The organism is Mycobacterium sp. 1465703.0, from assembly GCF_001672975.1.
Taxonomy (GTDB): domain Bacteria; phylum Actinomycetota; class Actinomycetes; order Mycobacteriales; family Mycobacteriaceae; genus Mycobacterium.
Map to the genome: position 1 here is coordinate 48,214 of NZ_LZKU01000029.1, position 22,263 is coordinate 70,476.

Consider the following 22,263-nt stretch of genomic DNA (forward strand, 5'->3'; position numbering starts at 1 on the left):
AAGGGGGTCGCCGGCATGCGGTTCCTGCACACCGCCGATTGGCAGCTGGGCATGACCAGGCACTTCCTCGCCGGTGACGCCCAGCCTCGCTACTCGGCCGCACGCCGCGACGCGGTTGCGGGTCTAGGCACGCTGGCGGCCGAAGTCGACGCCGAGTTCGTTGTCGTGTCGGGCGATGTGTTCGAACACAATCAGCTTCCACCGAAGGTAATCGGGCAGTCCCTGGAAGCCATGCGCGGCATCGGAATTCCGGTGTATCTGCTGCCGGGCAATCACGACCCCCTGGACGCCTCATCGGTGTACACCAGCGCGCTGTTCTGCGCCGAGCGTCCCGATAACGTGGTGGTGCTCGATCGGGCCGGCGTGCATCAGGTGCGCGCCGGGCTGGAGATCGTCGCCGCTCCGTGGCGGTCGAAGGTACCGACCACCGACTTGGTTGCCGACGTTCTCGACGATCTCCCCGCGTCGGCGGCCACCCGGATACTCGTGGCGCACGGCGGGGTCGACGCGCTGGATCCCGATCGGGACAAGCCCTCGCTGATCCGGCTCGCCAAGGTTGACGACGCGCTGACTCGCGGCGCGGTGCACTATGTGGCGCTAGGGGATAAGCACTCGCTCACCCAAGTCGGCGGTAGCGGCCGGGTCTGGTACTCCGGCGCCCCGGAGGTCACCAACTTCGACGACGTGGAATCCGATCCCGGCCATGTGCTGGTCGTCGACGTCGACGAAGCCGACCCGCAGCGCGCGGTGCGGGTGACGCCGCGCCACGTCGGCAGCTGGCGCTTCGTCACGATGCGGCGACAGGTCGACACCAGCCGCGACATCGCCGATCTCGACATGAACCTGGACCTGATGACCGAAAAAGACCGAACCGTGGTGCGTCTGGCGCTGACCGGTTCGTTGACGGTCACCGACCGCGCGGCGCTGGATGCCTGCCTGGACAAATACGCACGGTTGTTCGCCTGGCTGGGCCTATGGGAGCGTCACACCCAGCTCGCGGTGATCCCCGCCGACGGCGAATTCAGCGATCTCGGCATCGGGGGTTTCGCCGCAGCGGCGGTCGAGGAACTGGTAGCGACAGCACGCGAGGAGGACTCCGCGACCGCGGTCGACGCGCAGGCGGCGCTGGCGCTACTGCTGCGACTCGCTGATCGGGGCGCGGCGTGAAGCTGCACCGGCTGACCCTGACGAACTATCGCGGCATTCCGCACCGCGAAATCGAATTCCCCGACCACGGCGTGGTGGTGGTATCTGGCGCCAACGAGATCGGCAAGTCGTCGATGATCGAAGCCCTGGATCTGTTACTGGAAGCCCGGGACCGCTCGACGAAAAAGGAAGTCAAGCAGGTCAAGCCCACCCATAGCGATGTAGGTTCCGAGGTCTCCGCGGAAATCAGTTGCGGCCCTTACCGATTCATCTACCGCAAGCGGTTTCACAAGAAGTGCGAGACGGAGCTGACGGTGGTCCGGCCGTGCCGTGAACAGCTCACCGGCGACGAAGCCCACGAGCGGGTGCGGGCGATGCTGGCCGAGACGGTGGACAGCGACCTGTGGCGTGCACAGCGGGTGCTGCAGTCGACGTCGACCGCCGCGGTGGATTTGTCCGGGTGTGACGCGCTCTCGCGTGCGCTCGACGTCGCCGCCGGCGACAGCGGGGGCCTGTGCGGCACCGAGCCACTGCTCATCGAACGCATCGACGCCGAATACGCGCGTTACTTCACTCCGACCGGACGCCCGACGGGCGAGTGGGCCGCCGCGATCAGCCGGCTGGCCGACGCCGAGGCCGCGGTCGCCGAATGTGCGGCCGCGGTCGCCGAAGTCGACGACCGGGTGGCTCGTCATGCCGTGTTGACCCAGCAGGTGGCTGACTTCTCCCAGCGGCGCATCGCTGCCGGGCCGCGGGTTGAAACTGCGCAGGAAGCCGCCGACAAGATCGCAGCGCTCACCGCGCAGCGGCGCGAAGCCCAACTGGTTGCCGAGGCCGCGGCCGCCACCGCCGCCGCCGCGAGTGCCGCGCACAGCGCACGCCGGCAACTGCTCACCGAAATCGACACCCGCGCCAAAGCAATCACCGAAACGCAGGCGCAAGCCCAAGAAGCCGCAGCCGCGCAAACGGCGGCGCGTTTCGAAGCAGAAGCGTCTGATGCCGCCCTGCAGCAGGCCACCGAGGCCCTTGCCGAGCTACAACGCCGGGCCGAAGCCGTGCGGTGCACGGTCGATGAGCTCGCCAACCGCGAAGAGGCCGACCGATTGGCCGCCCGGCTGGCCAAGATCGATGCCATCGAGCGGGATCGTGAGCGAATTGGCGCCGAGCTCACCACCATCGCTGTCACCGATTCGGTGCTGCGACGAATCGAGGACGCGGCGGCCGCTGTCGACCGCACCGGTGACCAGTTGGCGCTGACGTCGGCAGCGATTGAATTCACGGCTGCCGCAGACATTCATCTGGCGGTCGGCGGGCAGCAGATCTCCTTGTCGGCCGGGCAAAGCTGGTCGATCATCGCCGCCGGGCCTACCGTCGTCGACGTCCCAGGTGTGCTGGCGGCCCGGGTTACCCCAGGTGCGACCACGCTGGACATTCAGGCCAAACACGCTGCGGCACAGCAAGAACTGACTGCGGCGCTGGCGGCCGGTGAGGTAACCGACCTCGCCGCGGCGCGAACCGCCGATCGGCGTCGCCGCGATCTGCACAGCACCCGAGATCAGCTCAGCGCAACTTTGGCCGGCCTGTGCGGAGATGAGCAGATCGACCAGCTGCGGTCGCGGCTGGCGCAGCTGCGCGCCGAACATCCCGCCGAGGCCGGTCCGGTGCTCACCGATATCGGCGCTGCCCGCACTGAACTCGCGGCGGTCCAGCAGGCCCGTGCGGCCGCGTCCAGCGAATACGAGACCTGCCGCCAGGCCGCAGTCTCCGCCTCCACCAGGCTCGCCGAGTTGTCCACGCAAGCAACGGTTCTGCAGCACACGTTGCAGACACAGCGCGCCGAGTTGGACGCCACTGCCGGACGGTTGACCGCCGAACGCGCGACGGCCGGCGACGACGAACTCGCGGCCTCGGCGCGGACGGCGCTGTGCGCGGCGCAAGCTGCGCAACAACGGGTCACCGAACTCGCCGACGCCTTGGCCGCGGCCGCACCCGAAGCTGTTGCGACCGAATTGGCCGACGCCAAAAAGGAAGCCGACGCGCTGCGCGAGCGCTATGAAGAAGCTGCTCGGGCGTTGCGTGAGATCACCATCGAGCTCTCGGTGTTCGGCAGTGAGGGACGTCAAGGCAAGCTCGATGCCGCCGAAACAGAACGCGAGCACGCCGCCAACGCGCACAGCCTGGTGGGCGGCCGTGCCCGGGCCGCGCAACTGCTGCGCTCCGTCATGACACGGCACCGCGACACCACCCGGCGGCGCTACGTCGAGCCCTACCGCGCGGAACTGCAAAGGCTTGGCCGCCCGGTCTTCGGCCCGAGTTTCGAGGTCGATATTGACAGCGACTTGTGCATCCGCAGCCGCACGCTGAACGGCATCACGGTGCCCTACGAATCGTTATCCGGCGGCGCCAAGGAGCAACTCGGCATCCTGGCACGGCTGGCCGGCGCGGCCCTGGTCGCGAAGGAAGATGCCGTCCCGGTGGTGGTCGACGACGCGCTCGGTTTCACCGATCCGGACCGATTGACCAAGATGGGGGAATTATTCGACACCGTCGGAACCCACGGGCAGGTAATCGTGCTCACCTGCAGCCCCGACCGCTACGAGGGGGTCAAGGGCGCGCACCGCATCGATCTCAGCGCTTGACCGTGCCGGCTGACCACTGCCGATACTGCTGGTCAAAGGGATTCAGTCCGGCGCGGTCGCCTTACCTGCAAAATGGGGTCATGGCGGGCCGACGCGAATGACGATGACCGCGAAGCGGAACCGGGTGCACCAGAAGCTGGCGGAACTGCCCGGTGTGCGCCCCCTGCGTCGGCCGATCTCACCGCACAGCGCCGAAGAGTTCGATTTGTACTACGTGCGCGCGGGCCGCAAGTCCGCACATCCGCTGGTCATCATCCCCGGCGGCCCGGGAGTGGCGTCGGTGCAGATGTATAAAGGACTGCGCCGGCGCGCCGCGGCCGCCGGTCTCGACGTCATCATGATCGAACACCGCGGGGTGGGGCTGTCGCGCCACGACGATTCGGGCGCCGATCTACCCCCGCAATCGATGACCGTGAACCAGGTTGTCGACGATGTGGCGGCGGTGCTCGACGACGCCCAAGCACAGTCGGCGGTCATCTACGGCGCCTCGTACGGCACCTACATCGCGGCCGGCGTGGGAGTGCGCCATCGGCAACGGGTAAAGGGCATGGTGCTCGATTCACCACTGCTGTCCCGGCACGACATCGTGATCGTGCGCTGCGCGATCCGCCGGCTGCTGCTGAAGGGCGACAATCCCGAAACAGCCTCAGTCGCAGAGAAAATGCGCAAACTTGTCGACGCCGGGATCATGAACGCGACGGCAACACACGTCATCGCGACGATCTACGGATACGGCGGGACCGACCTGCTCGAACGCCAACTCGATCTGCTGCTCGACGGCCGAAAACTACTGTGGTGGGCCCTATCCCAGTTCACCACCCTGCGTAATCTGCCGTATCGCTACGAAGAGGACTTGGTGAGCCGCATCGCGTTGCGTGAACTGGACTACGCGGCCGAACCCGACGGGTTACCGCTGGATCCGGCAGTGGCCGAAAGTAAAGCACACCCGCAACAAGTGACTTTCGAGGACGAGCCCTATGACCTGGTGGCCGAAATGCCGAAATTCGACTGGCCCACCGCAGTGGTTTCCGGAGGTCGCGACCTGATCACCCCGCCGGCGGTGGCGCAGCGCGTCGCGTCGCTGCTGCCCAATGCGGTGCTCTTGAGCTTGCCGAGCATGGCGCACAGCGCGTTGGATTTTCGTGAGCCTGTCGCGCTCGCCAGTGCCGACGCGGTTCGGCGCGGCGACCTGAATGGGCTTGCCGCACAAGCGCCGGCGCTGGACGGGCTTCCGCCGCGTCCCGAGGTGCGGCTGATGTGGAAAGCGCTCGCAGCGGCGGCAGTTGCCGAGGGCGCCCTGCCGATCCCGACTCGGCTACGGCGGCGGTTCAACTCCGGGTGAACCCGATGGCGGTGTAGTCGAGATCGGCGAGACCGGCCGCCCCGAAGTTGGCCAGCGTGCCGCGCACCGCGACATCGCCGGGCGACTGCGTCAGCGGGAGGCTGAATCCCTGCGCCCAGATGAGCTTGTCGAGATCGTTGGCCAACGCCCGCGCCTTGGCCGGATCGAGTTCTTCCAGGGTGCCTTCGATGGCGGCGTCGACCTGCTCGCTGCCGATCTTGCCGAAATTGCTTTCCCCGTCGGATTTGTAAATTTGGGTCAGCGCCGAGAGCGGGAAGGCGTCTCCCAGCCAACCGAATTGGGCCATGTCGAAGGCCCCGACGTTGATGTAGTTGGTGAAGAAGCCGCTGCCTGAGCGGGAGACGAGTTCGAGCTTGACGCCGATCTGCGCGAGACTGTGTTGGGCGATCTGGGCGAATTGTCTGCTGCCCTGCGCGTCGTAGAACAAATCACGGATGACCAGCTGCCGACCGTCCTTCTCCCGGAACTGGCCGACCCGCTTCCAGCCCAATGCGTCAAGCTCTCGGCTGGCTGCAGCCGGGTCGTAGGGCAGGACTGAGCTGTTGTCCTGATAACCCTGCTGCCCGGCGACATAGATGTGGTTGCCCAGTGCCACCGGGTTACTGGTGAGGCCGTATTGGACGACCCTGGCGATGGTCTGCCGATCGATCCCTTTGGCCACCGCGAGGCGCAGCGCCTTGTCGGCCAGGATCGACCCTGGGGCACCGTTGAAGGTGAAGTGAGACCAGGCCGGAGCGGGCGCCCGCCGAATCGAAATTCCTTTGGTGCGCTGCGCGATGGTCAGTTGGTCGATGGTGCCGACCCCGGTGGCGTCGATCGTGTTGTTCTGCAACGCCGGTAGCCGTGCGGCATCATCGAGTACCAGGTAGGTGATGCTGTCCAGACGAGGCCGCGCACCCCACCATTTCGGGTTGCGGGTCAACATAATCCGCTGGGTGGTCCGATCCAACGACGAGACGACGAACGGGCCGGCCGACGGGCCTGGCCCGTCGAGCTGGCCCTTGTTGAAGGCCTCCGGCGTTGCCGTCACGCTCTTGGGCAGCAGCATTCCGTTGCCGGCGAACATGCCACGCCATTCGGCGTAGGGCTTGGCGAAGGTCATGACGGCCTGCCGGTCGTCCACACCGCGAGTCACCGAGGCCACCCGGTCGGCCCCGCCGGGCCCGGCGATCTCGAAGGCCTTGTCGACGCCGCTCAAGGCGTGGATCTGGCTGGCGATGTCCTCCCAGGTGATCGGCGTGCCGTCGGACCACACCGCCTTGGGGTTGATCGTGTACGTAACCACTTGCGGCGCAGTACCGGTGAGCTCGATGCTGGTGAAGTAGTCGGTGTCGACCGTCGTCGACCCGTCCGGCCCGATGATGAAGGCCCGCGGCAGAGTGGCCTTCATCATCGCGGAGACGTCGGCCGAGTTGCCGTCGATGTGCAAGATGTTGAAGTTCGGCGGAAAGTCGGTCAGCGCGAGTCGCAGATCGCCGCCATCTTGCAGGGTGGCCGCATCGTGCGGGTTGATGTCGCTCGTCGAGCCGATCTGTGCGTTGTTGCCGGTTTCTGGAATCAGCTTGACGGCCGGTGAGCAGCCAGACAGGGCAAGTGCTATCGCGAGAAATACTGCGGCGGCACGGGTTCTCCCCCGACCTGCCTTGATCACCGGGCTAGACACGTCTGCCCGGATCGGGTTGCGGCACCGCGTTGAGCAGCCGCCGAGTGTATTCGTGTTGCGGGTCGGCGAAGACCTGCCGGCTGTCGCCCTGCTCCACGATTGTGCCGGCATACATCACGACCACCTGATGCGCGAGATGTTTGACGACCGAAAGGTCATGAGAGACAAAAAGATAAGACAGCCCGAACCACTCCTGCAGGTCGAGCAGCAAGTTGATGATTCCGGCCTGGATGGACACGTCGAGGGCGGAAACCGGTTCGTCGAGCGCCAGGATCTTCGGCTGCAATGCCAGTGCGCGTGCGATGCCGATGCGCTGCTTTTGTCCGCCGGAGAACTCGGCGGGGTAACGAACCGCGTCGGCGCGGCGCAATCCCACGATGTCAAGTAGCTCGGCGACGCGCCCATTGGTGCGGCTTTTATCGAAACCGTTGGCCCGCAGGGGTTCTGCGAGGAGTTCGAAGACCGGTAGCCGCGGGTCCAGCGATGCGACCGGGTCTTGGAACACGACCTGAATGTCGCGCCGCATCGATCGCCTGGTCGTCGCACTCAGCGTGGTGACATCGGTGCCCAGCACTTCGATCGATCCCGATTGGGGCGCAGTCAGTTCCAGAATCTCGTGCAAAGTGGTCGACTTGCCGGAGCCGGACTCGCCGACGATGCCCAGGGTGCGGCCCTGCCGTAACTCGAGACTGACGCCGTCGACGGCGCGGACTTCGCCGGCGCTGCGTCGCAACAGGCCCTTGGTCAGCCGGTAGATCTTGGTCAGATCACGTACCCGGACAACGACGGGCGAGTCGCCGGATTCCGCGTGGTGCGCTTCGGTGCTGACGCCGTAGATGTCCGCGGCGCTTCGCCCGTCGACGTGCTCGGTGCGGATGCAGGCCGCCCGGTGATTGGCGCCGACCGACAGCAATTCCGGCTCCTGAAGCCGGCATTCGTCGATAACCAGCGGGCAGCGCGGGGCGAAGGGGCATCCGGGCTCCAGGCCCGCCAGCGACGGTGGCGCACCGGGGATCGGCACCAGCCGGGTGCCCTGAGCGGCGTCCAGGCGCGGCACCGAGCCCAGCAGCCCGACGGTGTAGGGCATAAGGCGATCGCGGTAAAGGGTATCGACGCCGGCGGATTCGACCACCCGCCCCGCATACATCACCAGCGCCCGGTCGGCGAACTCGGCCACCACGCCGAGGTCGTGCGTGATGATGAGCACCCCGGCGCCGGTTATGTCGCGCGCCGTCTTGAGCACTTCGAGGATCTGCGCCTGCACCGTGACATCCAGTGCGGTGGTGGGCTCGTCGCAGATCAACAAATCGGGGTCGTTGGCGATCGCGATCGCGATGACCACCCGTTGCCGCTCGCCGCCGGACAACTCGTGCGGGAAGGCGCGGGCACGTCGATCCGGCTGCGCAATCCCCACTAGCTCAAGCAATTCGATCGCACGCCGGCGGGCGGCCTTCTTACCCACCCGCGGCTGGTGGATCTCGATCGCCTCGGCGATCTGGTCACCGACGGTGTAGACGGGCGTCAGCGCCGACATCGGGTCCTGAAACACCGTGCCGACCGTCTTTCCGCGGAACCGCGACATGGCATCGTCGCCAAGGCCCAACAGTTCGGTGCCGTGCAACCGGACCGAGCCGCGCACCTGCGCGTAGTCGGGCAGCAATCCGATGGCCGCCATCGCCGAAACCGACTTCCCCGAACCCGATTCACCGACCATGGCGACGACTTCGCCCGGTTCGATCTGGTAGCTGATACCGCGAACCGCGGTCACCGGCTCGCCGCCGGTCGCGAAGCTGACCGCCAAATCGGTCACCTCCAGCAGCCCGCTCACCGTTCACCACCGCGCAACACCGTGCTGCCGGGGTCAAGGGCATCGCGCAGGCCGTCACCGGTCAGGTTGGCGCACACCAGGATCAGCACCAGCACTCCCGCAGGAAACAGGAAGACCCACGGAAAAGTGGTCGCCGATTGGGTGCCGTTGGCGATCAACGTCCCCAGCGACACGTCGGGTGGCTGGATACCAAAACCCAGAAAGCTCAGACCGGTTTCGGCCAGGATGGCCGAGGCCACGTTGAGGGCGGCGTCAATGATCAAGATGGAAGCCACATTGGGCACCACATGGCCGACGATGATGCGACGGCTGGATACGCCCATATACCGTGCCGCCCTGATGAATTCGCGTTCCCGCAAACTCATGGTCATTCCGCGCACCATGCGTGAGCTGACCATCCAGCCGAATCCGGCCAGCAGCAGGACCAGCATCAAGATATTGGCCGAGTTCTTGGTCCGCGGCGTCACGATCGCGATCAGGATGAAACTGGGCACCACCAACAGCAGGTCGACCACCCACATCAGCATGCGGTCGCGCCAGCCGCCGAAATAACCGGCGATCGACCCGACCGTGGCGGCGATGCCGGTGGAGATGACCGCGACGCAGACACCGATCAGCATCGACTTCTGCATCCCGCGCAGGATCTGCGCCAGCAGATCTTGGCCCAGCGCGTTGGTGCCCAGCCAGTGACGCGCGTTCGGTGGTTGCAACAGCGCGGCGAAATCGAGGTCTTCGTAGGAATACGGCAGCACCGCCGGCAGCGTGTAGCAGCCGACGAACAACAGCACCAGCAACGTCAGCGACGCGACCGCGAACCGGTTGCGGCCAAACCGGCGCAGCACCAGGGTGCGGCGCGAGGTGAAGTCCGCGACTTCGTGCCCCGAAAAGCCATGGGCACCATCGACGTTCGCTTGAGAAGTCATGACACCCGGACCCGCGGATCAAGTGCCGCATACAACACGTCGGAAAGCAGACCGGCCAGCAACACCACCGCGCCGGAGAACAAGGTGATCGCCGCGATGATGTTGGTGTCTTGAGTCGCGATGCCCTGCACCAGCCATTCACCCATGCCGTGCCAGCCGAAGATCTTCTCCACGAACACCGCTCCGGTGACCAGACCGGCCACCCCGTAGGCGAACAGGGTGGCCAACGGGATCAGCGCGGTACGCAGCCCGTGCTTGACCAGCGCCCGGCGCCGGGTCAGTCCTTTGGCGCGTGCGGTGCGAATGAAGTCCTGGCCGAGCACATCCAGCATGGCGTTGCGCTGATAACGGCTGTACCCCGCTGCGGCGGCCAGCGCCAGCGTCATGGTCGGCAAGACCAAATGCCGTAACCGGTCGAGTAAATGCGCGCCGGTCCCACCGGTCACGCCGGGGGAGGTTTCACCGGTGTAGTCGAACACATGGATGCTGACGGCCCAGTTCACCCGCAGCGCGCCGAGGATCAACAGACTGGCGATGACGAACGTCGGGGTGCTGAGCACCAGCAGAGCCACCATGGTGACCACGCGGTCGCTGAGTCGATATTGGCGAATGGCGCCCCACGCCCCGGCCGCGATGCCCAGTACGGTGCCCACCAGCGAACCAATGATCAGCAGGCGCAAGGTGACTGCGACGCGACGCCAGAGCGTCGTTCCGACGGGCTGCCCCGTGACGGTCTTGCCGAAGTCGCCGCGGACGGCGTGCGACGCCCAGTGCGCGTAGCGGATGGGTATCGGCTCATCCAGGCCGAGCGTGTGAGCCTTGGCGTCGATCACGGCTTGCGGCGGCCGCGGGCTGCGTTGCAACAGGCTGTCCAGTGGCCTGAACGCCACCGACGTCAGGCAAAACGTCAGAAACGATGCCAACGCCAGCAGCACCACGTAGTTGAGCAACCGGCGTGCCAGAAACCGAGTCATGCCGGTCCGCACACCCCACGTCGCATTGAGACAGGCTATCGAGCCCGCAGCACAGCGTCGCGCCTACAGCGCCCGGCGCGTTCGGCCACCTTCCGATCCGGTTGATTCTCGTGCGTGAATCGCGTGTGATCGGTTGTTAGGATCCACCGCGGTGCCGAGCCGTGCAGCAAACGCAGCACGGTCGCGGCAGCGACACTCCCGAGGAGGCTTGCGTGACGGTTACCGAAGATTACCTGGCCAACAACGCTGACTATGCGAAAACCTTTCAGGGCCCGCTGCCGATGCCTCCGGGCAAACATGTCGCGGTCGTCGCGTGTATGGACGCCCGACTCGACGTCTATCGCCTCCTCGGGCTCAACGAGGGCGAGGCCCACGTGATCCGCAACGCCGGTGGAGTCATCACCGATGACGTCATCCGCTCGCTGGCCATCAGCCAACGGTTGCTGGGAACCCGGGAGATCATCCTGATCCACCACACCGATTGCGGAATGCTGACCTTCACCGACGACGACTTCAAGCGCAGCATCCAGGAGGAGACCGGGGTCAAACCCCCGTGGGCGGTCGAGGCTTTCGCCGACATCGCCGAGGACGTCCGGCAGTCGCTGCGCCGCCTGGAAGTCAGCCCGTTCGTCACCAAGCACGTCTCCGCGAGGGGATTCATCTTCGACGTAGCCACCGGCAAGCTCGACGAGGTAACCCTCTAAGCGGTCAACCGACCTTGTAGGTCGCCAGGGCCTTGGCGACCAGGGCGCCATGTGCGTCCACCATCTCGGCCTCGCAGTTGACCAGGGACCGGCCCCGCCGCAGCACCCGGCCGATCCCGATCACGTCGGTGGCCCGAGCCGGGGCCATGAAGTCCAGCGCCATGGACACCGTCACGCCCCGCAGTTCAGGGGGTCCTTGGGCGCCGCACCAGGCCGCGGCCATCACGGTGAGATCGGCGAGCGTAGCGATGGCGCCGCCGTGCACCATGTCGCCGATGGTCACGTTGGACGGGCTCCAGGGCAGCCGCAACCGCACGTCGTTCTCCTCGAGCCGGTCGGCGACGATGCCCAGCTTGACGACGAACGGCGATTGGGGGAGGAACTGCGCGATGACGTCGCGGCCGCTCGGCGGGGGTGGGACGGCGGAATCTGAAGTAGCGGTCATCCGCCCATGCTTTCGCACGCTAACCAGCGGCAAAAGCATTGCAGCGACTGTTGACGCGATCTGTCCGGTTGCTGGCGTGTGTGCCACCAAGGCCGGGCGGGCGTTTGCTCTCGGTTGACAGCACCAGGCTGGGGCTGGTCTTATAGCTTGTAAAGATGCCAAATATGGTCAGTTCTGCCAGGTTTAATGAAGGAAGCTATGACCAGTGATCTCCAGGCGGCCCCTGCCGCCGGGCAGTACGAATTGAGTCATCTGCGCTCGCTGGAGGCCGAGGCGATCCACATCATTCGTGAGGTGGCCGCGGAGTTCGAGCGGCCGGTGCTGCTGTTCTCGGGCGGCAAGGATTCCATCGTCATGTTGCATCTGGCGCTGCGGGCGTTTCGCCCCGGGCGGTTGCCGTTCCCGGTGATGCACGTCGACACCGGGCACAACTTCGACGAGGTGATCGCGACCCGCGACGAGTTGGTGGCCGAACACGGGGTGCGCCTGGTGATCGCCTCGGTCCAGGAAGACATCGACGCCGGGCGGGTCGTCGAGCCGCGCCAGGGACGCAACTCGATTCAGACCGTGACACTGCTGCGCGCCATCCGGGAGAACAAGTTCGACGCCGCGTTCGGCGGAGCGCGCCGCGACGAGGAGAAGGCCCGCGCCAAAGAACGCGTGTTCAGCTTCCGCGACGAGTTCGGCCAGTGGGACCCGAAGGCGCAGCGCCCCGAGTTGTGGAACCTCTACAACGGCCGGCATCACAAGGGCGAGCACATCCGGGTGTTCCCGTTGTCCAACTGGACCGAGTTCGACATCTGGTCCTACATCGGTGCCGAGAACATCGCACTCCCGTCGATCTATTACGCACACCAGCGCAAGGTGTTTCGCCGCGACGGCATGCTGCTGGCCGTCGACCGCAACATGAAGCCGGGCGCCGACGAGCCGGTGTTCGAAGCCACCGTGCGCTTTCGCACCGTCGGCGACGTCACGTGCACCGGATGCGTGGAATCGCAGGCCGCCACCGTGGAAGAGGTCATTGCCGAGACCGCGGTCTCCCGGTTGACCGAACGTGGGGCGACCCGGGCTGACGACCGGATCTCGGAGGCCGGCATGGAAGATCGCAAACGGCAGGGATACTTCTGATGACAACGCTATTGCGTCTGGCCACCGCAGGTTCCGTCGACGACGGCAAGTCCACCCTGATCGGTCGGCTGCTCTATGACTCCAAGGCCGTGATGGAAGACCAGTGGGCCGCGGTGGAACAGACGTCCAAAGATCGCGGACACGACTACACCGACCTCGCGCTGGTGACCGACGGCCTGCGCGCCGAGCGCGAGCAGGGCATCACGATCGACGTCGCCTACCGCTACTTCGCAACTCCCAAGCGGAAATTCATCATTGCCGACACCCCCGGTCACATCCAGTACACCCGCAACATGGTGACCGGAGCCTCGACCGCCCACCTGGTGATCGTGCTCGTCGATGCGCGGCACGGATTGTTGGAGCAGTCCCGGCGGCACGCCTTCCTGGCGTCCCTGCTGGGCATCCAGCACGTCGTGCTCGCGGTCAACAAGATGGACCTGATCGGTTGGGAAAGAAAGAAATTCGAGGAAATTCGGGACGAGTTCCACGCATTCGCCGCTCGTCTGGATGTGCACGACGTGGCCACCATCCCGCTTTCGGCGCTGCACGGTGACAACGTGGTGACCAAGTCGGACCAGACGCCTTGGTACGAGGGCCCGGCGTTGCTGTCGCACCTCGAAGAGGTGTACATCGGGGGTGACCGCAACATGGTCGACGTGCGGTTCCCGGTTCAGTACGTCATCCGCCCGCACACTCGCGAACACCAGGACCACCGCAGCTATGCCGGTACGGTCGCCAGCGGAGTGATGCGTCCGGACGACGAAGTGGTGGTGCTGCCGGTCGGCAAGCGTACCCGGATCACCGCGATCGATGGGCCGAACGGCCCGGTGCCAGAAGCTTTTGCGCCAATGGCCGTATCGCTGACCCTGGCTGACGAGATCGACATCTCACGCGGTGATCTGATCGCGCGCACCCACAATCAGCCCAGGGTTACGCAGGAATTCGACGCGACGGTGTGCTGGATGGCTGACAATGCGGCTCTGGAACCCGGCCGTGACTATGTCATCAAGCACACCACCCGCACCACGCATGCCAAGGTGACCGCGCTCGACTACCGGCTCGACGTCAACACGCTGCATCGCGATAAGACCGCAACAGCGTTGCAGCTCAACGAACTTGGCCGCATATCGCTGCGCACCCAGGTGCCGCTGCTGCTCGACGAGTACACCCGCAACTCCAGCACCGGATCGTTCATCCTCATCGACCCGCACACCAACGGCACAGTGGCGGCCGGCATGGTGTTGCGCGATGCTTCAGCCCAGGCTGCAAGTCCGAACACGGTGCGGCACAAGTCATCTCAAATCGCTGAGGCCCGGCCACGAGGTAAGACGGTGTGGTTCACCGGTTTGTCCGGTTCCGGCAAGTCGTCAGTGGCCATGCTGGTCGAGCAAAAGCTACTCGAAAACGGGTCTCTCGCCTACGTTCTCGACGGTGACAACCTGAGGCATGGTTTGAATGCCGACTTGGGCTTCAGTATGGCCGACCGAGCCGAAAATCTGCGCAGGCTGGCGCATGTGGCGGCATTGCTCGCCGACTGCGGCAACGTCGTGCTGGTGCCGGCGATCAGTCCGCTTGCCGAGCAACGCGAATTGGCACGTAAAGTGCACGCCGACGCCGGCTTCGACTTCATCGAGGTGTTCTGTGACACCCCGATCGAGGAATGCGAAAAACGTGACCCCAAGGGCTTGTACGCCAAGGCGCGTGCGGGGGAGATCAGTCAGTTCACCGGCATCGACAGCCCGTATCAGCCGCCGGTGAACCCCGATCTGCGGCTGACGCCGGACCGTACCGTCGAGGAGCAGGCGCAGCGGGTCATCGACTTGCTCGAATCGCGCGGGTAGCACGCAGATCAGCCAGGCTGCACCGAAATGATGCCGCCGGGTGGCACAATCCTGTGAGTGCGCATGTCGGCGAAGGCGGAGTATGCCGTGCGGGCGATGATTCAGCTCGCCACGGTGCCCGCCGGGACGTTGGTGAAGACCGACGACTTGGCCCACGCACAGGGCATCCCGCCGCAATTTCTCGTCGACATCCTCACCAACCTGCGCACCGACCGGCTGGTGCGAAGCCATCGTGGTCGCGAAGGTGGCTACGAATTGGCACGTTCCGGGGAGGACATCAGCATTGCCGACGTGCTGCGCTGTATCGACGGACCGCTGGCCAGCGTTCGTGACATCGGGCTGGGTGACTTGCCGTACTCGGGGCCGACGGCTGCCCTTACCGATGTCTGGCGCGCGCTGCGTGCCAGCATGCGGTCGGTGCTCGAAGAAACGACGCTGGCCGACGTCGCCACCGGTGGCCTGCCCAAGCACGTCGCGCAATTGGCCGATGACTATCGCAAGCAGGAGAGCCACCGGCACGGCACAGCGCGCACCGGCGACTAGTGGCGATCGCGAGCGACCCGCCGTCCTCGAAGGCGTGCGCCACCCAGAAATCCTGACCCTGGGTGGGGTTAACTGCGCAGTCACGCGGGAACCCTGTCACTGACGCTCTGCCGGGCGGTGCACGGCGTTTGTGCACTTGGCATATCGAGGACGGAGTGGACAGATGGCTGAATCAAAAATGATCGGGCATTGGCTTGAAGGCTGTGCGTTACAGCGGATCATGTTCCGCGATGGTTTGGTGCTCAATTTCGACGATGACAATGAGCTTGTCATCTCTGTACCGATGCGCCTGACCCTGCCGGCCATTGCCACAGCCCCCGCGGAAGTGGTCGCGATCGACCCGAATGACCCGGCCGAACAGGTGCGTCCGCTCTTTGATTTCTCCGGGCAAAACTGCACCGGTCTTGATTGGTTTGACACCGGAGATCTGCACCTCGAGTTCTCCGACGGTCACCAGATCGACGTGCCTCCGGGCGACGACGTCACCGCGTGGGAGCTGTATGGCAAGTACCACGGATATGCCGCCTGCCTACCGCACGGCAAGGTGCGGGTGGTACGGCACGACGTGGACGAAACGAATGTCGACGAGTGAGCTGCCGGCGAACCTAACGGTCGCCCGTCGCGCTCAGCTGACAGAGCCGTATGGGCTGGTCAGGATCTCCATGGCATGGCCGGAGGGGTCCGGGAAATAGACTCCGCGCCCGCCGTGATTGTGGTTGATCTCCCCGGGGCGTTGGGCTCCCGGATCGGCCCAGTGCTGCAGACCGCGTGACTGGATCCGGCCGTAGATGGTGTCGAACTCCTGCTCGGATACCAAGAACGCGTAATGCTGCCGCGTGATGTCCGCGCCGGCAGGGGCATCCGCATAGTCGAGACTTACGCCGTGCTCGAGTTCGACAACCATGAAGTGGCCGAACGGCTTTGGGCTGGGCAGGCCGAACAAATCGGCGAGAAATTCCGCAGATTCCTGCTTGTCGCGTGACGCGACGATGGTGTGGTTGAAACTGATGGTCATAGTTCTGTCCAGTCAACCACTCTGCGCCCGGGGCGACAACGGCTCGCGCGCTACTTGGGTGCGGTTAGCTCCAGGGCGATGTTGTCGGGGTCGCGGAATTCCAAGATGTAGGACGGCCCGATGTCTTTGACCGGCTCGTGAATGATGCCGAGTTCGTCGAGATGTGCTGCTGCTGATTCCAATTCAGCTTTGCTGGTGAGCCGGAAGGCAATGTGATCGAGTCCGACGCGATTTTCGTCGAAGCGGTCCGCGGCGACCGGTCGCAGCCCAAGTAGCGTACCGCCGAGATCGTAGATGACCCCGCCGTAGAGGAAGCCCAACTGGTTACGGGTGGGCTCGTCGGCGTTCTCCGGGACTTCGATCAACACCGGCCAGCCGAACACACTCTCGTAGAACTGGCGCGACCGCTCGATATCGGTCACGGTCAGCCGGACATGCGCAATGGAATTACTTGTAAAACCCATTCGGCCCATGGTTCCACTCCGGGCCCGACTGTTAAACATGCCAGAATCGCCGTCGTGCAGATAGCGATGACCATGCCGGTAATGGAGCCGGATTTGGATGCGACGGTGCTCGAGACTTGGGCGCGCAACATCGACGACGGCCCGTTCTCGTCGCTTTGCTGGGGCGAGCGCATCGCCTTCGACAACCCGGACAACCTGACGCTACTCGGTGCGCTGGCCGCCTGGACCAAGCGGGCGCGGTTGCTGACCACGGTTATCGTGCCGCAACTGCACGACCCCGTCATGCTCGCCAAAGGGCTGGCAACCGGCGACCTGCTGAGCGGTGGCCGATTGACCGTCGGCATCGGCGTCGGCGGTCGGCATGAGGACTACCACGCAGTGAGCGCCGACCCGGCGACGCAGACGATGCGCGGCATGGCCGAACGCGTGGCCGTGATGAAACGCGTCTGGGCGGGGGAGAAGACCACCGATTCGGTGCTGCCGGTCGGGCCGGCGCCGGTGCAGCCTGGTGGTCCGCCGCTTTTCGTCGGCAGTATCGGGCCGAAAACCATCCGCAGCGCGGCCGCGTGGGCCGACGGGCTGGCCGGCACCACCCTGGACCTCGATGTCGCCAAGCAAAACGAACTGTTCGACGTGACGCGCGAGGCATGGGCCCGCGCCGGCAAGCCCAAACCCCATCTGATCACGTCGTTTTGGTTCGCGTTCGGCTCGCCCGAGGAATCTCGTGCCCAAATCCACCGTCATCTGCGGCGCTACATGAACTGGATACCGGCCGAATACGTCGACGCGATGGCGCCGATGACCGGCTGGGCCGGCAGTGAGGATGAGCTTCTGGACGTGTTGCGCAGGTTCGAGGAGATCGGCACCGACGAAGTCCAGTTGATTCCGACGAGCTCGGATATCGCTCAGCTTCTCCGCGCCGCGGAGGTGGCCGCGCGGCTGTAGCGGAGCCGCAGGTAGAACGGGGTGAATTGCCGTGTCGCCCCGGCGGCGATTTCATTACCGGCATGACGCAGCAGGAGTTGCCCGCCCCGCTGGCCGAACTGACCGGGTTGATGACGGAGTGCGCGAGCAACGGTGATTACGCCGGGGCCGCCCGCCAGGCAAACGAACTGGTGACGCTGTGTCGGGCAACGTTGGGCGAGCGTCATCCCACGGCCTTGGAACTCAAGGTCTCGCTGGCTACCTTGCAGCTGCGCGCCGGCGATGATGCGGTGGCATACGAAGAGTTTGCGCGGCTGATCCCGGACCTCGTTGAGGTGCTCGGCCCCGATCATCTCAGCACCCTGACCGCTCGCCACCTGTTGGCGGGGCGGCAGCAACCTTCGCTGTCGTCGCTTGCCGAATGGTCGCAGCTTTTCGCCGACGAACAGCGCGTCCTGGGCGCCGAACACGAAAGTGTGCTGGTCGCACGCGAAAAGGTCGCCGAGAAGCGTTGGGAAATAGGCGATCTCGTGGGCGCGATGGCCGAGGGCGAACAGGTGCTCACCGCGCGCCGGCGCGTGCTGGGCGACGACCACGCCGACACCCTCGGTACCAGATTGATGCTGGCGATCTGGCGGGGCCGGGCTGGTGACATCCCAGCAGCCGTGGCCGAGCTCGAACCTCTGATCGGCGATCTGCGCGACAAGCTGGGCCACGACCACGTCCACCTGCTGATGGCCCGGCACATGTTCACCCTCTGGGCCCCGGACCGGGGCGGTGTCGCGGACGAAGTCGCCGCGTGGGAAGCGCTGGTCGCAGAAGAGGCGCGCGTTCTCGGGGACCAGCATCCGGTGACCGTCGCCGCCCGCCATGAGCTGGCCGGATGGTCCGCCCGACAGGACGGCGAGGCGGACGAATCCGACGGCCATGGGCCGCTGGGCTGGTCTACTTCGTGAACGTCCCAGTGAAATCGGGGGCCGGTCGCAGCCTTCAGGTCGCCGCCTTGTCCGCTGTGCGCTCGTCGCTGACCGAGGGCTCCTGGGGTGGTTGCCCCTTGCGTAGCGTCTCCAGCAGCTCGCGGTACGGCCCCACCAGGTAGACGGTGTCGCCACCGCGCAGCCAGGCGTCGCGGCGCGGGTGCAGTTCGACGGGCGTGTTCCGGCGGGTGATCGCGATGACCCGGGTTTGGGTGGACATCTCGAACATCCGCAGCCCGTCGAGTTCGCTGCCGGCCGCCACGTGCATGCCGCCGACCATGAATGAACGCTGTCCGACCGAGAAGGTGCCCAGCACCTGCAGGCCCATCGCGGCACCGATGAACCAGGGAGCGGCCAGGTCGACGGTCGAGCGAACATTCTCAAAACCGAACCGCTTGGCCACCGCGTCGCCGAGGGTCCGGTCATAGATGCGCAACACTATCGGGACATCGGGCCGGTTGACCTCGGGCATCACCCGGGGACCCAGCATCTCGCGCAGCACGATTCCGGTCTCGATGTTGACCATGTCGTCCTGAGTGAGCACCGCAACGGCTCGGGCGCGGTCGACGCGGGCCGACTCCAGCGTCTGGCGCAGTGTCGCGTCCCCGAAGATCACCGGCACGTCGAGTTCGGCTGCGGCCGAAAGGAATCGGTTGTTTTCGTCGCGCTCGATCACCGCGACGTCATACCCGGCAGCGGTCAGGTCACCGACGACGCGGCTACCAAACGAGCCGAGTCCGACGACGATGATGTGATTGCGCAGATGACGTACCCGCCGCACCCCGGCCGATTGCAGGAAGCGGCGCGAGAGCAGCAGGTCCGCCAAGAATGCGACGAGCAGCGCGGTGGTGGTCACGCCCGCGAACATCAGCGCGACGGCGAATATGCGCAGCCACGCCGATTGCTGGGCGAAGCCGAATTCGCCGTAGCCCACGGTGGTGATGGTCTCCGCGGTGAAATACAGGGCGTCCAACCAGGACAGTCGTGGCTTCGTATAGGAGAAGTGCACGACGATTGTCGCGGCGAGCAACAGGCTGAGCGCGAGCAGCAACGCGGGGAACAGCATGGGATTGACGTCGTCGCGCATCGCGCGCGCGGCGTCGGAGATCCGCCGCATCCAGGATTGGCGAGAGCGCGTGGCGGTCTGCCGGGGCGTTCGTATGCCGCGTGCGGCCAGCTCTTCGGCGCTGCCGATCATGGCGGTCCAATCGCCGGCGCGCACCTGATGATCTCTCCCGGGGCACGGCACCACCTCGTCGGGAGTGTCGGAGTTCTCGCAGTGAATCACGGCAACCGGTGCCAGGTCGCCGTAGATCTCGCGAAGGGTCGCGTCGCGGGGCGCCTCGGCCCCCGACACCAGGAATTCGATGCCGGCCGCTTCGACCGGGTGCGTGTTGCTCGCCAAACAGGCCTCGACCACCGACGGCGCCGCGAGGTCGGCGACGTCCAGGATGGCGCCGGGGCCGTTGTCGGCGGCCACCGCCGCACGCAGCACGTCGTTCCCCAAGCGGGCCACCACGCGCACATTCGGATTCGTTTTCCTTGCCAGCAAGGCGATTTCGAGGTTCTTCGCGTCGTCGTCCCCAGCGCAGACGATAGCGCTGGCGCGGGCCAGGTCGGCGCTGGGCAGCTCCTCGCTGTGCAGCTTGACGATGGTTGCGCCCGCTCGGTTCAGCTCCTCGGCGATCGTCGTCGCGAGCGCGTCGTCACCGCTGACGATGATGTGGCGGCGCATGCTCATGAATCCCACCTCTGATGACATTGGCGCTCACGCGTTGCTACGACTATCGGGCACTGTGTCGATTGATGCCAGCGTGACATGTTCTTGAATGCGAAGAGGGATGAAAGGACATATAAAGAGCGCGCCGCTCGATTGGTGCTCGGGCGGGGTCAACTTGGCAGAACACCAGCGCGCGGACGACGACGCCACCACGATCGTGCGGGCCTTCTTGAAAAGAATTGCGAGTTGAGCTGCGTGCCAACTGAATTGGCGGCAGTCGTCGGGTCTACAGGACCTGAACGTCTGCGGGCGACCAGAACGCCCGCATCGATGTGATCTTGGCGTCCGCGTCGAACGACATCGTCGAGATCGGCGAGATTCGGGTACGGCTCTCACCGGCGTCGAGTGTCAGATGCCACATGAACGCGGCTTCGCTGCCGGAGACCCGCACTTCTGCGAGTTCGGTGTCCTTCTTGGCGTCCTGAAATCCCGCATAAAACGCGTGGATGGCGTCATGGCCGCGACGAATGTCGGATCCGATCGGATCCTCGATGGTGGCGTCAGCTGCGTAAAGCGTCACGATGTCGTCGGCGGTGCCCGTGGCAAGCAGCGCGAGGTAGCGATTGACGGTCTCGGTGACGGCTTCTGGGGACGGCATAGGTTCGGACGGTACTCCTACCGCGTCAGGTGCGGTATTGACGCAATACTGGCGGCGTGACTTTCATCGAACGCCTCGCCAGCCGCGAGGTTTACCGCAACCAGTGGATCGTGCTGCGAGAAGATGACATCCGCCGCCCCGACGGTAGCGAAGGCATCTACAGTGTCATCGACAAGCCGGCCTATGCGCTGGTGATGCCCTACGACGGGCAGCGTTTTCGGTTGGTCGAGCAATTTCGCTATCCCCTTGGCGAGCGGCGCTGGGAGTTTCCTCAGGGCACCGCTCCCGGCCTGGCCGACGCCCAGCCGGCCGAGCTGGCCGCGCGTGAATTACGTGAGGAAACCGGATTGAGCGCAACGTCGTTCGAGGCGCTCGGCCAGCTCGACGTCGCTCCGGGAATGACCAGCCAACGTGGCTGGGTGTTCTTGGCCACCGGCATCGCCGAGGGGGAACACGACCGCGAGCACGAGGAACAGGACATGCGCAGCGCATGGTTCTCCCGTGCAGCGGTCGAGCAGATGATCCAGGGGGGAGTCATCGCCGACGCTCAGTCGATTGCCGCTTACGCCCTGTTTCTGTTGCGCTGCGGGTGAATCGCGCGCACGAAACCGCGATTGTGTCCGCGCCGAGATCGCGCTGCGTCGTCCAACGCCCACCATTGACGCAATGCGGCCGGCGTCTGGGGTAATCGCGGTGCTCGTTGCCGTCGCCGGCTTGGTCGTCGGCCAATCCGGCTTCCGCGCGAACGCGATCACACCATCGTGGAACGGCAAATATTCGCTGGTGAGGTATGCGGCGGGTAAGTCCGGCAGCAGCGTCGCCGCCACGCAATCCGAGCCGACCTTCAGTGCGGACTACGACTTCACCACCGCATGCACGTCGGGCAAGTGCGTGGCCACCGCGACCAACGGCCCCGCCCCCAAGAACCCGACGCTGCCGCAACCTTCGCACTACACCTGGGACGGGACCAAGTGGGTCGAGCGTTTCGACTTCCAATGGGATTGCTATATGGGCGAAGGCGTTTCGAAGGTATGGGCACCCGCCAGGTCGTGGGCGTTCTACACACCCCAGCCGGATGGATCGCTGCGTGGCATCTGGCACACCGACATCAACCGCGGTCCCTGCCAGGGCAGCGTCGAAATGCCGGTGGCGGCATTCGCCGCCGGGCCGGCATGACGGAGACGCCGTAACGGCGGCGTCTCAAGGATTGGTTAGGGGCAGTAGTTCGATTCCGCCGCACTCACGATGGCCGTGGCGTCCCCGCAGTTGCTGTGAGCAACAGTATCCGCCGGTCAGCAATCAAGGATT

General features: G+C 65.4%; 19 protein-coding genes and 1 pseudogene. 12 read left to right on the top strand and 8 right to left on the bottom strand.

Annotated elements, in window-relative coordinates; all coding sequences use genetic code 11:
• The first annotated feature begins 15 nt into the window (after positions 1-15).
• The 3 genes from A5625_RS02915 to A5625_RS02925 all read left to right on the top strand — a co-directional run bounded on the left by A5625_RS02915 (position 16) and on the right by A5625_RS02925 (position 5,127).
• Positions 16-1,167 carry an exonuclease SbcCD subunit D gene (locus A5625_RS02915; RefSeq protein ID WP_066988862.1) on the top strand — a complete coding sequence of 384 codons (1,152 nt, stop codon included), beginning with the start codon at positions 16-18 and terminating at the stop codon, positions 1,165-1,167.
• Entirely contained in the window at positions 1,164-3,785 is a 2,622-nt protein-coding gene (locus tag A5625_RS02920; RefSeq protein ID WP_066988863.1) for an AAA family ATPase, read from the top strand. The genes A5625_RS02915 and A5625_RS02920 overlap by 4 nt, the downstream gene beginning before the upstream one ends.
• Before the next feature lie 97 nt (positions 3,786-3,882).
• A complete protein-coding gene (locus A5625_RS02925; RefSeq protein ID WP_066988864.1) occupies positions 3,883-5,127 on the top strand; it encodes an alpha/beta hydrolase in 1,245 nt (414 codons plus the stop codon).
• Here A5625_RS02925 and A5625_RS30650 read toward each other — a convergent pair.
• The 3 genes and pseudogenes from A5625_RS30650 to A5625_RS02945 all read right to left on the bottom strand — a co-directional run bounded on the left by A5625_RS30650 (position 5,114) and on the right by A5625_RS02945 (position 10,536).
• Positions 5,114-8,639: pseudogene (locus tag A5625_RS30650) on the bottom strand (dipeptide ABC transporter ATP-binding protein). The gene A5625_RS02925 and the pseudogene A5625_RS30650 sit on opposite strands and share 14 nt — an antisense overlap.
• Positions 8,636-9,562, bottom strand: a complete 927-nt coding sequence (locus A5625_RS02940) for an ABC transporter permease (protein ID WP_066988866.1) — start codon at positions 9,560-9,562, stop codon at positions 8,636-8,638. The pseudogene A5625_RS30650 and the gene A5625_RS02940 overlap by 4 nt, the downstream one beginning before the upstream one ends.
• Positions 9,559-10,536 (bottom strand): ABC transporter permease, encoded by a 978-nt coding sequence (locus tag A5625_RS02945; protein WP_066988913.1) that lies wholly within the window; start codon positions 10,534-10,536, stop codon positions 9,559-9,561. The genes A5625_RS02940 and A5625_RS02945 overlap by 4 nt, the downstream gene beginning before the upstream one ends.
• 212 nt (positions 10,537-10,748) lie before the next feature.
• On the opposite strand from A5625_RS02945, the gene A5625_RS02950 reads away from it, so the two are divergent.
• The gene (locus A5625_RS02950) at positions 10,749-11,240 is read left to right on the top strand and encodes a carbonic anhydrase (protein WP_066988915.1); all 492 of its coding nucleotides are present in this window, start codon (positions 10,749-10,751) and stop codon (positions 11,238-11,240) included.
• Between the two features lie 4 nt (positions 11,241-11,244).
• Here A5625_RS02950 and A5625_RS02955 read toward each other — a convergent pair whose 3' ends face one another.
• Positions 11,245-11,685, bottom strand: a complete 441-nt coding sequence (locus A5625_RS02955) for a PaaI family thioesterase (protein WP_066988867.1) — start codon at positions 11,683-11,685, stop codon at positions 11,245-11,247.
• Between the two features lie 186 nt (positions 11,686-11,871).
• Here A5625_RS02955 and cysD point away from each other — a divergent pair, with 186 nt between their 5' ends.
• The 4 genes from cysD (at position 11,872) to A5625_RS02975 (ending at position 15,789) form a co-directional block, all read left to right on the top strand.
• Positions 11,872-12,813, top strand: a complete 942-nt coding sequence (cysD, locus tag A5625_RS02960) for a sulfate adenylyltransferase subunit CysD (RefSeq protein WP_156747877.1) — start codon at positions 11,872-11,874, stop codon at positions 12,811-12,813.
• A complete protein-coding gene (gene cysC / locus A5625_RS02965; RefSeq protein WP_066988870.1) occupies positions 12,813-14,654 on the top strand; it encodes an adenylyl-sulfate kinase in 1,842 nt (613 codons plus the stop codon). The genes cysD and cysC overlap by 1 nt, the downstream gene beginning before the upstream one ends.
• 57 nt (positions 14,655-14,711) lie before the next feature.
• Positions 14,712-15,197, top strand: a complete 486-nt coding sequence (locus A5625_RS02970) for an RrF2 family transcriptional regulator (RefSeq protein ID WP_066988872.1) — start codon at positions 14,712-14,714, stop codon at positions 15,195-15,197.
• A gap of 163 nt (positions 15,198-15,360) precedes the next feature.
• On the top strand, positions 15,361-15,789 hold the full coding sequence (locus A5625_RS02975) for a DUF6188 family protein (RefSeq protein WP_066988874.1): 429 nt from the start codon (positions 15,361-15,363) through the stop codon (positions 15,787-15,789).
• Between the two features lie 33 nt (positions 15,790-15,822).
• Here A5625_RS02975 and A5625_RS02980 read toward each other — a convergent pair whose 3' ends face one another.
• Positions 15,823-16,212 (bottom strand): VOC family protein, encoded by a 390-nt coding sequence (locus tag A5625_RS02980; protein WP_066988876.1) that lies wholly within the window; start codon positions 16,210-16,212, stop codon positions 15,823-15,825.
• 50 nt (positions 16,213-16,262) lie between these two features.
• Entirely contained in the window at positions 16,263-16,676 is a 414-nt protein-coding gene (locus A5625_RS02985) for a VOC family protein (protein ID WP_066988878.1), read from the bottom strand.
• A gap of 66 nt (positions 16,677-16,742) precedes the next feature.
• Between A5625_RS02985 and A5625_RS02990 the strand changes: the two genes are divergently transcribed.
• Both A5625_RS02990 and A5625_RS02995 read left to right on the top strand, forming a co-directional pair.
• Positions 16,743-17,621, top strand: coding sequence for an LLM class flavin-dependent oxidoreductase (locus tag A5625_RS02990; RefSeq protein ID WP_066988880.1), 879 nt, complete (start codon positions 16,743-16,745; stop codon positions 17,619-17,621).
• A gap of 62 nt (positions 17,622-17,683) precedes the next feature.
• Complete coding sequence (locus A5625_RS02995) at positions 17,684-18,556, top strand: tetratricopeptide repeat protein (RefSeq protein ID WP_066988882.1); 873 nt, start codon at positions 17,684-17,686, stop codon at positions 18,554-18,556.
• Between the two features lie 34 nt (positions 18,557-18,590).
• Here the strand turns inward: A5625_RS02995 and A5625_RS03000 are convergent, their stop codons facing one another.
• Complete coding sequence (locus A5625_RS03000; RefSeq protein WP_156747879.1) at positions 18,591-20,318, bottom strand: NAD-binding protein; 1,728 nt, start codon at positions 20,316-20,318, stop codon at positions 18,591-18,593.
• Positions 20,319-20,583: 265 nt separating this feature from the next.
• Positions 20,584-20,955 carry a nuclear transport factor 2 family protein gene (locus tag A5625_RS03005; protein WP_066988886.1) on the bottom strand — a complete coding sequence of 124 codons (372 nt, stop codon included), beginning with the start codon at positions 20,953-20,955 and terminating at the stop codon, positions 20,584-20,586.
• A gap of 56 nt (positions 20,956-21,011) precedes the next feature.
• On the opposite strand from A5625_RS03005, the gene A5625_RS03010 reads away from it, so the two are divergent.
• Both A5625_RS03010 and A5625_RS03015 read left to right on the top strand, forming a co-directional pair.
• Positions 21,012-21,548, top strand: coding sequence for an NUDIX hydrolase (locus A5625_RS03010; RefSeq protein ID WP_066988888.1), 537 nt, complete (start codon positions 21,012-21,014; stop codon positions 21,546-21,548).
• Positions 21,549-21,621: 73 nt separating this feature from the next.
• On the top strand, positions 21,622-22,131 hold the full coding sequence (locus tag A5625_RS03015; RefSeq protein ID WP_232003373.1) for a hypothetical protein: 510 nt from the start codon (positions 21,622-21,624) through the stop codon (positions 22,129-22,131).
• The last annotated feature ends 132 nt before the right edge of the window (positions 22,132-22,263 follow it).